Raw genomic sequence first — 15,767 nt, 5'->3', positions numbered from 1 at the left:
CAGCCTGTGACTCGTGATCACGGCGCTTTATTGGTTGCAGCCAGCCTGTTTCTGACAACCGGACCCTTCCGCAGAAATGCACATTTTCTGAACACCACATACCGATTCTCTGCCAATTTAGGTATCAAATGGCGATTGTTGTTCAAAATATCGCACACCCCTCTTTACAGATTGCAGAATTGCTTCATCCTGTTATCAGGAAGAACCGACCTTTCAGCAATGCTGCACCATTATAAGAGTGCACATCAGGTCATCAGGGACTGACGTCTGATTGAAGCGGTTCATCTTGACATTGAAACAGGGGAGAATGCTGGTGTCAGAGGCGGTTTTGGAGCGCGTGCACGAGGATGTGCACAAGACGCAACCTTGGAACAATCCGGACGCGGTTCCCTATATCCGCTTTGAGAATGTGACCAAGAAATTCGGCGACTTCTATGCCGTCGATGATGTTTCCCTGGATATCTATCGCCACGAGCTTTTCGCCCTTCTGGGCGGGTCCGGTTGCGGGAAAACGACGCTGTTGCGCATGCTGGCCGGGTTCGAGGAACCCACATCTGGCAAGATTTACATCGATGGTGTCGATATGGCCGGTGTTCCGGCCTATGAGCGCCCGACCAACATGATGTTTCAGTCCTATGCCCTGTTCCCGCACATGAGCGTGGAACAGAATGTCGCGTTCGGGCTTGTGCAGGATGGCGTTTCGCGCAGCGAGATCAAGGAACTGGTCGCGGAAATGCTGGGCCTTGTGCAGATGAGCAAATTTGCCAAACGCAAGCCCCATCAGCTTTCGGGTGGTCAGCGCCAGCGTGTTGCATTGGCACGGTCGCTGATCAAACGGCCAAAGGTGCTGTTGCTCGACGAACCGCTGGGCGCGCTTGACAAGAAACTGCGCGAACAGACCCAGTTCGAGCTGGTCAACATTCAGGAAAAGGTCGGCACCACCTTTGTCATGGTGACCCATGACCAGGAAGAAGCCATGACCATGGCATCGCGCATTGCCGTGATGAATGAAGGGGTGATCAACCAGACCGGCACCCCGTTCGAACTTTATGAATATCCCAACAGCCGCTATACCGCCAACTTCCTCGGCCAGGTCAACCTGATCGAAGGTGTTCTGGTCGATGACGATGAAAAATATGCCGTCATCAAATCGGATGAGGCCGGTTGCGAGATTTATATCGATCATGCTGTTCAGGGCCATGAAGGCATGACCTTCTGGGTGGCGCTGCGCCCCGAGCGGCTTCGCATCACCAAGGAAGCGCCGAAAGATACCAAATACAATTGCGTGTCGGGCAAGGTTGAAGAGATCGGCTATCTTGGTGGTATTTCGACCTATCACGTGCGCCTTGAAAGCGGCAAACGCATCAAGGTGACCGAGCCGAACTCCACCCGCCAGATCGAGCCGCGCTACACGTGGGAAGATACTGTCTGGGTATCGTGGGAGGCCGGGGCTGCTTCGGTACTGAACAAATGAGCAGTGACAAGCAAGAGGCCAGCTTGACCCTCAAACAACGTTTTGATCGCTGGATGATCAAACATGGCCGGGTACTGGTGGTTGGTATCCCGTATTTCTGGCTGTTTTTGTTCTTCCTTGTGCCGTTCCTGATCGTTCTCAAGATCAGCTTTTCCGTCGCCGAATACGCACAGCCGCCCTATACGCCGCTGTTTGAATGGATCGATGAAGGCATCACGGTCACGCTCAATTTCGGGAACTACCTGTTCCTTCTATCTGACAGCCTTTATGTCACGGCCTACCTCAACTCGATCCGGATTGCGGCGATATCAACCGTCATCACGCTTCTGATCGGCTATCCGATGGCGTATGGCATTGCGCGCGCCCAAGGATCGATGCGCAGTGTGTTGCTGATGCTGGTCATCCTGCCGTTCTGGACCAGTTTCCTGATCCGTGTATATGCCTGGATCGGGATCCTTGACCGTGAAGGATTGATCAACGCGTTTCTTATGTGGACCGGCATCATTTCCGAACCGCTGATCATGCGTCAGACGGAATTCGCGGTCTATGTCGGGATTGTTTATACCTACCTGCCCTTCATGATCCTGCCGCTTTATTCCACGCTTGAAAAAATGGATGTCAGCCTTGTGGAAGCCGCCCTTGATCTGGGCTGCAAGCCTTGGCAGGCCTTTGCCAAGATCACATTACCACTCTCAATGCCGGGGATTCTGGCCGGGTCGCTTCTGGTGTTCATTCCGGCTGTGGGTGAATTCGTTATCCCGGAACTTCTGGGCGGTCCGAACACGCTTATGATTGGTCGAACCCTTTGGAACGAGTTCTTTGCCAACCGTGACTGGCCGATTGCATCAGCCGTGGCGATTGCGATGCTGCTGTTCCTTGTCGTGCCGATCATGTGGTTCCAGCATATCCAGACCAAGCAGGAGGAAGGCCAGCAATGAGCAGCAAACGTTCAACCTTCCTGATTTCGGCATTGGTGTTTGGCTTTGCCTTTCTGTATGTGCCGATCCTGCTTGTCATGATCTATTCCTTTAACGAAGGGAAGCTTGTGACCGTCTGGGCGGGCTTTTCGACCAAGTGGTATGTGTCGCTGTTTTCCAATGACGGCATGATTGATGCCGCCTGGAACAGCCTGCGCATCGGGGTGATGTCAGCGACCCTCGCCCTGGCACTTGGCACCCCGGCGGGGCTTGTGATGTCACGCTTTGGCCGGTTCAAGGGACGCACGCTTTTTTCAGGCATGATTGCCGCCCCGCTGGTGATGCCAGAGGTTATTACCGGTCTGTCGCTTTTGCTGTTGTTTGTAACGCTTGAGCAAATGATTGGCTGGCCAGCCGGGCGTGGTCTTTCGACGATCACGATTGCACATACGACCTTCTGCGCGGCCTATGTCGCGGTTGTCGTGCAGTCGCGCCTGTCGGGGATGGATACCTCGGTCGAAGAAGCGGCAATGGATCTGGGTGCTAAGCCTGCCAAGATCTTCTTTGTCATCACGCTTCCGATGATCCTGCCAGCGTTGTTGGCCGGGTGGCTGCTGTCCTTCACCCTGTCGCTGGATGATCTGGTGATTGCAAGCTTTGTTGCCGGTCCGGGATCGACCACGCTTCCGATGAAGGTTTTTTCATCGGTCCGCCTGGGTGTCTCGCCGGAAATCAACGCACTGGCAACCCTGATCATTCTGGCGGTGTCGGTGATGATCGTAATTGCCAGCCTGATGATCCTGCGGTCCGAGCGAATGCGCAGCCGCGCCTCTGCCGGGGCGGACGCGCAACACTAAGCCGGCACTTTGGTGCCCGCTTCCTTTACGCAGACAACAAAAAAACAGCGCCGGAAACTCATCCGGCGCTGTTTTGTATTGGGCTTGTCGAGCCGTCGACTCAGCAGTTGCCTTCGGCCGCCTTGCGCATCATTTCGCGGCATTTCATGCCGGGTGCCGAAACCTGCCAGTACGAGACAACGGCCTCTTCGGCAGCTTCTTCGAAATCAATGATCAGGTTATTGAGCGCGTTCTGTTCCATCAGCTTGATGACGCGGTCAGGCAACTGCGACATCTGCCACAGACCCAGAACCAGCGCATAGGAAGAACGCATCAGCTTGCTGGCGGCATCAGGTGTGATTTCATAGAGCTCTGCCAGGGCATCAGCGGTACGTTTGACCATGGATGCCAGGAAGCGGCGCTGGTTGACGACCATTTCATCGTCCGAGCCGGATTCCAGAACACCTTGCGACAGTGATGCGAGATGCAGGAACTTGTCGTTCTTGACCAGATATTGCACGAACTGGCGGGCCACGCGGGTCGAATCCCGTTCTTCGGGCCGACGCAGCGCTTCCTGATCAATCACATCAAGATTGTTTTCAAACCACTCTTTCTGGAAGTGACGCAACACTTCAAGAAACAATGCTTCCTTGCTTGAAAAATAAAGGTAAAGCGTGCCCTTGGCCAAGTTCGCCTTGCGTGCCACCTCGGCCGCCGACGGCAGGGTTCCATCACCTTCGAGATAGAGCTTGCGGGCAGCTTCGAGAATATCAGCACGGCGTTTTAGTTTCTGCTCATGACTACGAGCGCGAACAAGATTGTCTTGTTCCATTTGATTAATTTCCCCCAACGTATTTTCCCCGGGCATATTATTGCATTTTAATTCACCTAAAAGTCAAACTGCAGGATTGGAATAACTGGACAAAATTCATGAAGCATTGAAAACGCATACATTTTTCTGACCAAATATAGACCAATTTAGATGAATTCCGGTCACATACAATCAATCACCATAACGCATTCTGAACAAAACCACAAATATCGTACAGTTTTTTGTTCGAGTCGCATTCCGCCCCACCAGCCGGGATGATGACCCCGCGCCACTGGCTCGGCATCACTTCATGACATTCCATATCGTGAAATAACCGGGACCCGACGAAAGATCACAGCTCAGACAGGCAGTTCGGTGGTGCGTTTGACTTCGCGGAGCGTGATGACGGTCTGCACACGTTCGACACCGGGAAGCTGGGTCAGGACTTCGCTGTGGATGCGTTCATAGTCGGCGGTGTCGCTATAGACGACATGGACAAGATAATCGCTTTGCCCGGCCAGCAAATAACATTCGACAACTTCGGGTACCTTTTGAATTTCGAGCTCGAAGGTTTCAAGTGCCTCACGGGTTTGGCGGGTGATCGCGATATTGACAAAGGCATTGCCCGGCTTGCCGATCCGCGCGGGATTAAGAAGCATGGTGTAGTGATCAATGAAGCCTGCCTCTTCAAGAAGCCGTACACGGCGCAGGCAGGCAGAGGCCGACAGGTTCACCTTTTCAGCAAGTTCGGCATTGCTGATGCGACCGTCTTTCTGCAGCAAACGCAGAATCATCCGATCCCGTTCGTCCATCTCCATTCGCATAATCCTCCGACGTCATGGTGTTTCTGTTGAATTATATAGCAATGATATCATCAAAAGCCCCTTGAAATGAAGATTAATTGCCCAATTTTTAGGGTATCATTCAAGAATAATAACAAAAGAGGCGGCATCGTATTCCAACCGCCCGGGAAACTCCGGAAACGCCGGGGAGTTCCCCCGATTACCACGATTTTGTCGGGAGGAAACGACATGCTGATTGGTGTTCCAAAGGAAATCAAAAACCACGAATATCGTGTCGGACTGACGCCAAGTTCGGTCCGCGAACTGGTCGCACACGGCCACAAGGTACAGGTCGAAACCATGGCCGGTGCTGGCATCGGCTTTGCCGACAATGATTATGTTGCCGCCGGTGCGACGATTGCAGCCAGCGCATCCGATATCTTTGCCAGTGCAGAGATGATCATCAAGGTCAAGGAACCACAGAAGGTCGAGTATGAGCAACTCCGCGAAGGCCAGTTGCTGTTTACCTATCTGCATCTGGCACCGGACCCGGATCAGACCGCCGGTCTGGTCAAATCGGGTGTCACCGCAATTGCCTATGAAACTGTGACCGACCGCGCAGGTGGCTTGCCCTTGCTGGCACCGATGTCAGAAGTGGCTGGTCGCATGGCCCCGCAGGTCGGGGCAGCCGCCCTTCAGAAAGCCAATGGCGGACGGGGCATGTTACTTGGCGGTGTGCCGGGTGTTGCGCCGACCAAGGTCGTTGTCATTGGCGGCGGTGTGGTCGGTACCAATGCCGCGCGCATTGCCGCAGGCATGGGGGCGGATGTGATCATTCTTGATAAAAACGTCAAACGCCTGACCTATCTTGATGATCTGTATGGCCCACGCATCAAAACCCAATACGCCACCATTGATGATACAGAGGCGCTTGTGCTTGAGGCTGACATGGTGGTGGGTGCGGTGCTTGTACCCGGTGCGGCCGCACCAAAACTGATCAAGAAAGAGCAACTGTCACGCATGAAGCCGGGATCGGTGATTGTTGATGTGGCGATTGATCAGGGTGGATGTTTTGAAACATCCAAGGCAACCACCCATGCCGACCCGACCTATATCGTCGATGATGTCGTGCATTATTGCGTGGCCAATATGCCCGGTGCGGTTGCCCGCACATCGACCTTTGCGCTCAATAACGCCACCCTGCCCTTTGCGCTGGCGCTTGCCGACAAGGGATGGAAGAAAGCCTGTCAGGATGATCCGCATCTGGCGGCCGGGCTTAACGTCCATGCAGGCAAGATCACCTATAAGGCCGTGGCAGATGCACTTGGCTATGAGTACCTGCCACTGGAAAGCGCATTGGCCTGAACCACCAAATCCGATCATGAAAAAAGGGCGCCGTTTGGCGCCCTTTTTGTTTGGTTATCTTGCGGCTGACTGTCCGTAGATCAGAATTCGACCTGGGTGACGTCACGGACCGCACCCTGATCGGCACTGGTTGCCATGGCGGCATAGGCACGAAGGGCGGTTGAGACCTTACGTTTACGTGGCTTGGCCGGACGCCATGCTTCGGGGCCCTTGGCTTCCATCGCCTGACGGCGGGCGGCCAGAACCGCATCATCGACCGCAATGCGGATCGAACGGTTCGGGATATCGATTTCGATCATGTCACCGGGCTCGACCAGCGCGATGTCACCGCCAGCGGCGGCTTCGGGGGATACGTGACCGATCGACAGGCCCGACGTCCCGCCAGAGAAGCGGCCATCGGTAACCAGTGCGCAGGCCTTGCCCAGCCCCATCGATTTGAGGTAGCTGGTCGGATACAGCATTTCCTGCATGCCCGGACCACCTTTGGGGCCTTCGTAGCGGATGACGACAACGTCGCCTTCCTTGACCTCGCCACCCAGCACTTTGGCAACGGCCTCGTCCTGGCTTTCGCAGATCACGGCCGGGCCGGTGAATTTCAGGATGCTTTCATCAACACCGCCGGTTTTGACCACGCAGCCATTGGCGGCCAGGTTGCCAAACAGAACGGCAAGACCGCCATCCTGACTATAGGCATGGGCGACATCACGAATGCAGCCTTCTTTTTCATCGAGATCAAGGTCGTCCCAATAACGTTCCTGACTGAACGCGGTTTGGGTCGGAATCCCGCCCGGCATGGCGCGGAAGAATTTTCGAACCGCTTCGTTATCGGTGCGTTTGATATCCCATTTTTCAAGGGCGTCGGCCATGGTCTTGGAATGCACTGTGGAGACATCGGTATGCAGCAGACCGGCACGATCAAGTTCGCCCAGAATACGCATGATGCCACCGGCCCGATGGACGTCTTCCATGTGGAACATCGGGTGGTTCGGTGCGACCTTGGACAGATACGGGATCTTGCGTGACAGGCGATCCATGTCGGACATGGTGAAGTCAACCTCGGCTTCCTTAGCAATCGCCAGAAGATGCAGAACCGTATTGGTCGACCCGCCCATGGCGATATCAAGCGCCATGGCGTTTTCAAACGCCTCGAACGTGGCGATACCGCGCGGGGTCGCGCCCTCGTCCTCTTCTTCGTAGTAACGACGTGCCAGTTTGACCGAGGTGCGCGCCGCTTCAAGGAAGAGTTCCTTACGCGCCGCATGGGTTGCCAGTACCGAACCGTTCCCCGGAAGGGCAAGACCAAGCGCCTCGGCCAGGCAGTTCATCGAGTTGGCGGTAAACATGCCAGAACATGAGCCACAGGTCGGGCATGCCGAACGTTCAACCGTTTTGACCTGTTCGTCGGAGATTTTCGGGTCAGCGGCCTGCACCATGGCATCGACCAGATCAAGGTGATGTTCCTTGCCATCAATGGTGACCTTGCCGGCCTCCATCGGGCCACCGGACACAAAGACGCACGGAATGTTCAGGCGCATCGCGGCCATCAGCATGCCGGGTGTGATTTTATCGCAGTTGGAAATGCACACCATCGCATCGGCGCAATGGGCATTGACCATGTATTCGACGGAATCGGCAATGATTTCACGCGACGGCAGGCTATAAAGCATGCCGTCATGGCCCATGGCGATGCCATCATCCACGGCAATGGTGTTGAATTCCTTGGCAACACCGCCGGATGCCTCGATCTCGCGGGCGACCATCTGACCGAGGTCTTTGAGGTGCACGTGACCGGGCACGAACTGGGTGAAGCTGTTGACGACCGCAATGATCGGCTTGTCGAAGTCTTCGTCTTTCATGCCAGTGGCGCGCCAAAGGCCGCGCGCACCAGCCATGTTGCGGCCATGTGTTGTTGTACGGGACCGATATTCCGGCATGGAAGGAACCTCTCTTTAAATCACTGGTGGCGTTTCTTTCGGGTACGGGGTCAGCATCCCCGATGCCCTTTGTATATAGGTGCGTTCTAGCACAGTATTCGCGCGCTTTGACAGTTTTTTGCCCGAAAATTTCGCCAAAATCCGTCATTCGGTACGATTGCTACACGCGCATCACTTTGCCCGCGAACTGCGAACGCGTTTTTGGCAGCACTTTCTATCCTCAGAGTTTGCCTGAAAACGCCCATTCACCAGTGTGAGCGTACAATTTTGTGAGCCAGTTCACAGGTTTTGCGACGATTGACCATCCGACCTATCCCAAATACCCGGAAAACTATTCCATTGAATAGGCGACCTCTAACCAAACAACACATATCGTATGGGGGATTATCGCCGCCAGGCGATTCTCCCACTCCCATTCTGACCCCGGACCCTCATACAGGTTCGGGGTTCTTTTTTACCGGCATTTCAGGCGGTAATCCGCGATCTGGTAACTGCATGCTTTAAAGGACGGGCTGAACCCTTTAATGTCAGGCAAGACTGCTTGGGCAGAGGCCCTTATCCAGACCATCAGGTGGAGATCCGCAACCCCATGTCCGACCAACTCAAGACACTGTTGCGTCGCGGACTGACTGCGCATGAGGGCAATCGCCCCGAAGAAGCCGAGAAAATCTATCGTGCGGCATTGGCCATGTCACCGGGCAATGCGGAGGCGGAGCATCTTCTTGCCACCCTTCTGACCGGCCTTGGCCGCCATGACGAGGCGATTGAGCTTTTTGAGAACTGCCTGACGAGTTTTGCTGCCAACCCGGCGGTCCGATGCAACTATGCGATTGCGCTGGAAAGTTCGGGTCAAATAGACAAGGCAATTGACCAGTTCAAGCAGGCGCTCAGTTACCACGGGGATTTCCCCACCGCCCTTTATCATCTGGCACGGCTTGAAATTCCGCGCGGCCATTTGGGTCAGGCGATGGATCTATTGGGCCGGTTGCTGGGCCTGAAGCCAAATCATTATGAAGGATTGCTGCTGTTCGGGCAGACCTTGCATGATCTGGGGCAGGAAGAAGCCGCCCTTAAATCGCTTGAACATGCCGCCGAGGCTGCGGGCATTTCCCCGGAACTGATTTGCCGCGCCGGGTCAGCCTTCCTGCGTCTTGGCTATCCGGAACTGGCACAGAACCTTTATCAGCGGGCGCTGAGCATCGATGCGAAATACGTTCCGGGCTTGCGCGGACTGGGGCAATCACTGGCCCATCAGGGGCAATATGCCAAGGCAATTGCGATTTTAAAGACCGCCCGCCGCCTGACCAAGGACACCGTTGAAATTGATCTGGTTCTGGCTGACATCACGCTGCGCTGTGGCGACCTCGATAGCACAATAAAGACACTTGATGCCCTGATTGAGACATCACCGGATAATGCCACAGCCGATGCGCTTTTGATCCGGGCGCGTGCGAAGCTTGGCACAACCGATGCGACCACACATTGCAAGGCCGCCAAGGCATGGGCCAAGCATCATATGCCGATTGCCGCCAAGCCGGCCTTTGCCAATACCCGACAATCAGACAAGCGGCTGCGCATCGGATGGTTATCGCCGTTCTTTTGCAAGCATGCATCATCCAGCCTTTTGAGTGCGCTTGCCCGCCATCTGAACCGGCATGAGATCGAGCTATTCTTGTATTCCGCGACCCCGCGCCCGGACGACGTCACCCGGCAATGGCAGGTGATGGCCGATGGCTGGCGCGAGGTTTGCGGGCAGGATCCGATGCAGATTGCTGATCGCATCCGCAAGGACAAGGTCGATATCCTGATCGATGTCTGTGGTATTCATCCGACCCAACCGATTGAGGTCTTTGCCCTTAAGGCCGCGCCTGTGCAAGCCAGCCTGTCTGCGATCACCACCGGCATTGCCGAGATCGATTACCTGATTGGGCACAAGGAGGTGTTTGGCGGGGGGCTTGGCGAAAACAAGATGTTTTCCGAGCGCCCCTGTCCGATGGCAATCGGCCCCTACCTTCCGGCGGAACTTGATGACGCCTTGCCCCTCGCCCCGCTTCCGGCGGCGGTTGGTGATGAAATCATCCGGTTTGGCTGCATCGACCGGTTGGCCAATATCAGCAATGAGACGCTTAATTGCTTTGCGCGGATATTAAACAAGGTCGCCAACAGCCGCATCGTCATTCAGGATGAGGTGCTTGAAGATTCCTATGCCGCCAAAACGTTCCTTGATCGCACCCGGCAGGCCGGGATCAAGCGCGACCGGCTTGATCTGGCGGGCAAGGTAAAGCCACAGGATCGACCGGCCCTTTATGCCCAGATTGATATCGGCCTGGCACCATTTCCGGCCATCAGTCTTGAAAACTATTACGAGATGCTTTGGTTTGGCATTCCGTTTGTGTCGCTGGCCGATGACCGGCCCGGCTCAAGGCTTGGCCTTGCAGTTCTAAGCGATATCGGGCTTGGCGCGCTGTGTGCCGAAACCGAAAAGGGTTATGTCGATAAATGCATCATGCTGGCATCCGACCTTAAGGCGTTGGCGAGCATCCGCGAAAACATGCGTGAACGCATTCGCGGCAGCCGTGCCTTCCACGCGCCTGCTGTGGCGGCAGAGTTCGAAGAAGCCTGTCGGGAGATGTGGCAGGACTTTTGCCTTGGTAACGCTTAGACACAGACGGCCTGAAACGCGCCCTATTGCCGCGTTTTCAGGATGTGATCAACAGCCATTGCCAGATCATCGGCAATAAAATCGGCTTCCTGGGCCTCGGGCAGGATGGCTTCCTTTGCACCGTGTCCGGTTCGGACCATGATCGCCTTTGTGCCCGCCGCATGACCAGCGCGGATATCATTGATGCGATCACCGACCAGAACGCTATCTGAGAGGTTGATGGCAAACTCGTCACTTGCAGCCAGAAGCATGCCGGGTTCGGGTTTGCGGCACGTGCTTTGGCGGCGGTAATCGCCCTGCCCGCTTGGATGATAGGGCGAATAATAGATGCCCTGTACCGATGCCTTATGATCGGACAGCATGGCAACCAGTGCCTTGTGGATTTCCAAAAGCTGGTCTTCGGTGAGATAGCCACGCGCGACACCGGACTGGTTGGTGACAACAATCACCGGGATGCCCGCATCATTGAGGCGTTTGATCGCCTCTGCCGTGCCGTTGATCAGTTTAAGATCGGCAACATCTGACAGATAGTGGACTTCCTCGTTAATCACCCCGTCCCGATCCAGAAAGACAGCCGGAACCGGGTTGCGTTGATCGCGAAAGCGCGGCGCCGGATCGATCAGGTGACGCTTCACAGTTTCGTTCGAAGAACCTGTCATCAAAGGGCCTTTTACATGGTCAAATTTGGCCAACAATGGCGCAAAGGCCTTTGCAAAAGCAAGTCTTCACAAGCCACAACCGACTTTTGCACAGTGCGGAAAAGAAATTGGTATTACCATTATTCGCTTGCAGAGCAACCGGGGGACGTGCAATTTCGGTTCAAGTTCACGCCCCATAGAAGAACCTATCAAGGAAAAGCGTCTGATGTTTGCCGATATTTTTGCGATTTTGGCCCCGGTTTTCATCACCACCGGACTGGGATATTTCTGGGCCCGTGCTGGCAAACATTTTGACACCAACCTTGTCACATCCATCGTCACCTATTTCGCGACACCCTGTCTGACCTTTGCCGCCCTTGCGACGGTGGAGCTTGGCGGTGATACGCTGGTTCTGATGGGGACAGCCGCCCTTGCGGCCAATGTGATCTTTGCCCTGATCGGCTGGCCGGTGCTTAAGGTCTTTAACCTGTCGCCGCGCACTTATCTGCAATCGCTGACCTGGCCGAATGTCGGCAACGTTGGCTTGCCGCTGTGTATGCTGGCCTATGGGCAGGAAGGCTTGGCCCTTTCGGTGGCGTTCTTTGCCGCCTATGTCGTGATCCAGTTGACCATCGGTGTTGCGTTCGTATCGGGCAGCTTTTCGATCAAGTCGCTGGCCAAGATGCCGATCATTCCGGCAACCCTGATTGCCACGGGGTTCCTTGCCACCGAAACGCCGGTGCCCGAATGGCTTTACAACACCACCAACCTGATCGGGCAACTGACCATTCCGTTGATGCTGTTTACCCTTGGGGTGTCGCTGGCAAAGCTGCGCCCGGTCAGCCTTGCACGCAGCACGGCACTGAGTGTGCTGCGCCTTGGCATGGGTTTCGGGGTTGGTTTGGGTCTGTCGGAAGTCATGGGACTGACCGGCATGGAACGCGGGGTTGTGATCCTGCAATGTTCGATGCCGGTTGCGGTGTTCTGCTATCTGTTTGCGCAGCTTTATAACCGCGAGCCGGAAGAAGTCGCTGGCGTTGTAATCAGTTCAAGCTTCCTTGCTGCCATCGCCCTGCCCGCATTGCTTTGGTACGTGCTGTAGCCTTTGAGCGCACAGAACAACTGATTACTTGACGATCAGGCGGTATTCGCCGCCGGTGCCATCATCCTTGTCGGCATAAAATCCGATGGCGCATTCAAAGCGGCCCTTTTCAAGATTGGGGTCGCCTTGCGCGGCCGCCTGTTCCATGACGTGATCGCGGCAGGCCGCAAGATCGTCATAGGTGGCCTCGGATATCTTGACCCGGGTCGGCTGACTGATATCGGGGACATAAACCGCAGTCACATGTTCCCAGGGTGCGGCATCATCGGGCCAGAAAAGATCGGCAACATGACGATGCGGGTTGCCGAAACTGACGACGGCCAGAACGGCGATCCCGCCAGCCAGAATCGCACGGCGCAGCATTCTTGTATTCATCGGTATCCTTTATGCGCCTTTGCGGCCAAGGGCCGAAAAATCGAAGCTTGGCATCGGCGCATCATATTCAAGATGGTAGTCATCAAGGATTGGTGGTGCCTGACCGGTGACGGCCAGAAGCGCATGCACCTGCCCGCGTTGATGGGTTTGATAGACAAACAGATGTGACAGAATATCGGCCACGGTTTCAAGCGTCTTGGTGCCGTCTTCGCGGACCAGTTCGACCGCCCGGATGGCATCCTTGTCATTGAGCTGTTCACAATACGTCATCAAACGCATATCCGCATCACGCTGGGCTGCGGCCAGTTTATCGATGGCACCGAACGGCATTTCAGTATCAAGACACGCCCGACCACGCCTGCCATCGACCAGCGCATCAAGATAATACCAGTCATTGGTCAGGATATGGTTCAGCGTTTCAAGAATAGAGGCGGAAAAAGGCGTTCGTTTGGAGGCGAGTTCGCCATCTGTCAATTTCTGACAGACCCCATACAAACGGTGATTTGACCAGGCGTTGTTACGCGCCTGATGGAAAAACGATGTGCCCGGCATAGCTTTAAGTGTCCCAACTTTCAGCGCCCTGTCACATTCGTGTTGAATTATTCAACCGGTCACAGGATGCGCATGGTTTAGCGGACCGTTTCCTTTGCCAAAGTCCGGTGCGGTTCGGATGGCTTCACGGACATATGCCCGCGCACGGGCAACGGAATCACTTAATCCCATGCCCTGAGCCAGCCCGGTTGCAATGGCACTTGCAAGCGAGCAGCCCGTACCATGATTATTCTCAGACGGAATGCGCGTATCTTCGAAACCTTCGATATCGCGATCCCGGCGCCACAATATATCGACGATTTTGTCCCCGTCGGCGTGACCACCTTTTATCAGGACGGCCTCGCAACCGAGACCACCAATTTTGTGCGATGCAGCAATCATATCAGCTTCGCTGGTGATTTTCATACCTGATAATACTTCGGCCTCTGGAATATTTGGTGTCAGCACGGTCGCAAGCGGGACCATATGGGTCATAAGCGCTTCGACCGCGTCTTCCTGAAGCAGGCGTGAACCGCTTTGAGATACCATCACCGGGTCTACAACAACCGGAATACCAGCCGCCTTTGATTTGATGAATTCCGCCACGGCGGTAATGACCGGCACCGAATGTAGCATCCCGGTTTTAAGCGCATCTGCGCCAATATCATCAATCGTCACGGTGGCCTGATGGACGATCATGTCCGGATCGATGCCAAGAACGTCGAAGACTCCGGTGGTATTTTGCACCGTGAGCGCCGTTATCGCAGTTGCAGCATAGCCACCAAGGGCCGTCACCGATTTGATATCGGCCTGAATTCCGGCTCCACCGGAACAATCCGACCCGGCGATAATCAAGACACGACCCTTCATACGACCCTTCCTTATCCTGCAGATATCAGGTTTTCGTCACAATGACCGGTTAACCGGCAACGGCGGTGATTTCGGCAACGATGCCATCAACGATCTGTTCGACCTTAATCGCGTCATCGCCTTCGGCCATGACACGGATCAGCGGTTCGGTGCCAGATTTACGGATCAGGATACGACCATCGCCGTTAAAGGCCCGTTCGGCCAACGAAATGGCTTCGATGACACTGCTTTGTGCCAACGGATCAGAACCGGCACTGTAGCGCACGTTTTTAAGGATCTGCGGCAACGGTTCGAACACACGGCTGAGTTCGGAAACCGGGCCTTCGCGGCTGGCAAGAACCGCCAGCACCTGAAGGGCTGCCAACAGGCCATCGCCGGTCGATGCGAAGTCCGACAGAACGATATGGCCGGACTGTTCGCCACCGACATTGCAATCAAGGGCACGCATCTGTTCGACAACGTAGCGATCACCAACCTTGGTGCGGATCAGACGGACATCGTTGCTTTCAAGGTAGCGTTCAAGACCAAGGTTCGACATCACGGTCGCGACCAGCGCGTTGCCGCGCAGCTGACCGGTGCGTTTCCAGTGGGTTACGACAAGGCCCATCAACTGGTCACCGTCGATCAGATGTCCCTTTTCATCACACATCTGGACACGGTCGGCATCGCCATCTAGGGCAATCCCGACATCGGCCTTTTCGGCCAGAACCCGGTCACACATGGTTTTGGTGTAGGTCGAACCACACTGATCATTGATGTTCAGACCATTCGGGCTGGTGCCGATTTCAATCACGTCGGCCCCCAGTTCACGCAGAACCTTGGGCGCGACGGAGTATCCGGCACCATGGGCGCAATCAAGCACGATGCGCAGACCTTCAAGCGTGACCGTGCCCGGCAGGGATGATTTGACGGCCTCGATATAACGGCCCGGCGCATCATCGATGCGTTTGGCACGGCCCAGCGCATTGGCAGGTACCAGTTTGCCCGAAAGGTCGCTTTCCATCAGGGCTTCGATTTCAAGTTCAACCTCGTCCGACAGCTTGAAGCCATCCGGACCAAACAGCTTGATGCCGTTATCCTGGAACGGGTTGTGGGAGGCCGAGATCATCACACCGATATCAGCACGCATCGATTTGGTCAGCATGGCCACCGCCGGGGTCGGCATCGGGCCGACCAGCATGACATCCATCCCCATCGAGGTAAAACCGGCAACAAGGGCCGGTTCAAGCATATAGCCCGACAGTCGGGTATCCTTGCCAATCACGACCTTGTGGCGGTGATCACCACGGGTGAAATAATGGCCGGCAGCCATCCCGACTTTCAGGGCGACTTCTGCGGTCATCGGCGCTGTATTGGCAGTTCCGCGAATGCCATCGGTGCCAAAATACTTGCGGCTCATATTCTGTGTCTCTGCTTGCTTTGCGGGCATTATGCCCGGTCAATTCATTCTGACTGCCGGTTATATCAAAG

General features: G+C 55.3%; 14 protein-coding genes. 6 read left to right on the top strand and 8 right to left on the bottom strand.

Translation table 11 applies throughout. The features are described from left to right. Nucleotides 1–307 precede the first annotated feature (307 nt). From AC5Q5A_RS17625 to AC5Q5A_RS17615, 3 genes are read left to right on the top strand one after another with little or no spacing between them, the layout of a single operon-like run. Nucleotides 308–1,474, top strand: coding sequence for an ABC transporter ATP-binding protein (locus tag AC5Q5A_RS17625; protein ID WP_210516872.1), 1,167 nt, complete (start codon nucleotides 308–310; stop codon nucleotides 1,472–1,474). Then, the gene (locus AC5Q5A_RS17620; protein WP_493896063.1) at nucleotides 1,471–2,412 is read left to right on the top strand and encodes an ABC transporter permease subunit; all 942 of its coding nucleotides are present in this window, start codon (nucleotides 1,471–1,473) and stop codon (nucleotides 2,410–2,412) included. Before AC5Q5A_RS17625 ends, AC5Q5A_RS17620 begins: the two co-directional genes overlap by 4 nt. Then, nucleotides 2,409–3,248, top strand: coding sequence for an ABC transporter permease subunit (locus tag AC5Q5A_RS17615; RefSeq protein WP_008891401.1), 840 nt, complete (start codon nucleotides 2,409–2,411; stop codon nucleotides 3,246–3,248). The genes AC5Q5A_RS17620 and AC5Q5A_RS17615 overlap by 4 nt, the downstream gene beginning before the upstream one ends. A 100-nt stretch (nucleotides 3,249–3,348) precedes the next feature. Here the strand turns inward: AC5Q5A_RS17615 and AC5Q5A_RS17610 are convergent, their stop codons facing one another. Next, nucleotides 3,349–4,059 (bottom strand): TetR/AcrR family transcriptional regulator, encoded by a 711-nt coding sequence (locus tag AC5Q5A_RS17610; protein WP_063087202.1) that lies wholly within the window; start codon nucleotides 4,057–4,059, stop codon nucleotides 3,349–3,351. A gap of 338 nt (nucleotides 4,060–4,397) precedes the next feature. Next, nucleotides 4,398–4,856, bottom strand: a complete 459-nt coding sequence (locus AC5Q5A_RS17605) for an Lrp/AsnC family transcriptional regulator (RefSeq protein WP_008891399.1) — start codon at nucleotides 4,854–4,856, stop codon at nucleotides 4,398–4,400. 213 nt (nucleotides 4,857–5,069) lie between these two features. Between AC5Q5A_RS17605 and ald the strand changes: the two genes are divergently transcribed. Further along, nucleotides 5,070–6,185: an alanine dehydrogenase gene (gene ald / locus AC5Q5A_RS17600; protein WP_493896062.1), complete on the top strand. Its 1,116-nt coding sequence runs from the start codon at nucleotides 5,070–5,072 to the stop codon at nucleotides 6,183–6,185. An 80-nt stretch (nucleotides 6,186–6,265) separates the two neighbouring features. Here the strand turns inward: ald and ilvD are convergent, their stop codons facing one another. Then, nucleotides 6,266–8,119, bottom strand: coding sequence for a dihydroxy-acid dehydratase (gene ilvD / locus AC5Q5A_RS17595; RefSeq protein ID WP_493896061.1), 1,854 nt, complete (start codon nucleotides 8,117–8,119; stop codon nucleotides 6,266–6,268). A 589-nt stretch (nucleotides 8,120–8,708) separates the two neighbouring features. Between ilvD and AC5Q5A_RS17590 the strand changes: the two genes are divergently transcribed. Next, nucleotides 8,709–10,781 (top strand): tetratricopeptide repeat protein, encoded by a 2,073-nt coding sequence (locus AC5Q5A_RS17590; RefSeq protein ID WP_493896060.1) that lies wholly within the window; start codon nucleotides 8,709–8,711, stop codon nucleotides 10,779–10,781. A 23-nt stretch (nucleotides 10,782–10,804) separates the two neighbouring features. Here the strand turns inward: AC5Q5A_RS17590 and AC5Q5A_RS17585 are convergent, their stop codons facing one another. Next, entirely contained in the window at nucleotides 10,805–11,440 is a 636-nt protein-coding gene (locus AC5Q5A_RS17585; protein ID WP_493896059.1) for a D-glycero-alpha-D-manno-heptose-1,7-bisphosphate 7-phosphatase, read from the bottom strand. Nucleotides 11,441–11,645: 205 nt separating this feature from the next. Between AC5Q5A_RS17585 and AC5Q5A_RS17580 the strand changes: the two genes are divergently transcribed. After that, entirely contained in the window at nucleotides 11,646–12,521 is an 876-nt protein-coding gene (locus AC5Q5A_RS17580) for an AEC family transporter (protein WP_064790184.1), read from the top strand. Nucleotides 12,522–12,545: 24 nt separating this feature from the next. Here AC5Q5A_RS17580 and AC5Q5A_RS17575 read toward each other — a convergent pair whose 3' ends face one another. The 4 genes from AC5Q5A_RS17575 to glmM are packed head-to-tail and all read right to left on the bottom strand — an operon-like array spanning nucleotide 12,546 to nucleotide 15,696. After that, on the bottom strand, nucleotides 12,546–12,896 hold the full coding sequence (locus AC5Q5A_RS17575) for a hypothetical protein (RefSeq protein WP_064780646.1): 351 nt from the start codon (nucleotides 12,894–12,896) through the stop codon (nucleotides 12,546–12,548). 9 nt (nucleotides 12,897–12,905) lie between these two features. Continuing rightward, nucleotides 12,906–13,448 carry a DinB family protein gene (locus tag AC5Q5A_RS17570; RefSeq protein WP_493896058.1) on the bottom strand — a complete coding sequence of 181 codons (543 nt, stop codon included), beginning with the start codon at nucleotides 13,446–13,448 and terminating at the stop codon, nucleotides 12,906–12,908. A 51-nt stretch (nucleotides 13,449–13,499) separates the two neighbouring features. Beyond that, the gene (gene thiD, locus AC5Q5A_RS17565; RefSeq protein WP_493896057.1) at nucleotides 13,500–14,297 is read right to left on the bottom strand and encodes a bifunctional hydroxymethylpyrimidine kinase/phosphomethylpyrimidine kinase; all 798 of its coding nucleotides are present in this window, start codon (nucleotides 14,295–14,297) and stop codon (nucleotides 13,500–13,502) included. A gap of 49 nt (nucleotides 14,298–14,346) precedes the next feature. Continuing rightward, nucleotides 14,347–15,696, bottom strand: a complete 1,350-nt coding sequence (glmM, locus tag AC5Q5A_RS17560; RefSeq protein ID WP_063087195.1) for a phosphoglucosamine mutase — start codon at nucleotides 15,694–15,696, stop codon at nucleotides 14,347–14,349. Nucleotides 15,697–15,767 lie beyond the last annotated feature (71 nt).

The sequence above is a fragment of the Thalassospira sp. CA1 genome (genome assembly GCF_059052855.1).
The sequence above is the reverse complement of the archived record's forward strand: the minus strand, read 5'-3'. Positions and strand labels throughout refer to the sequence as shown.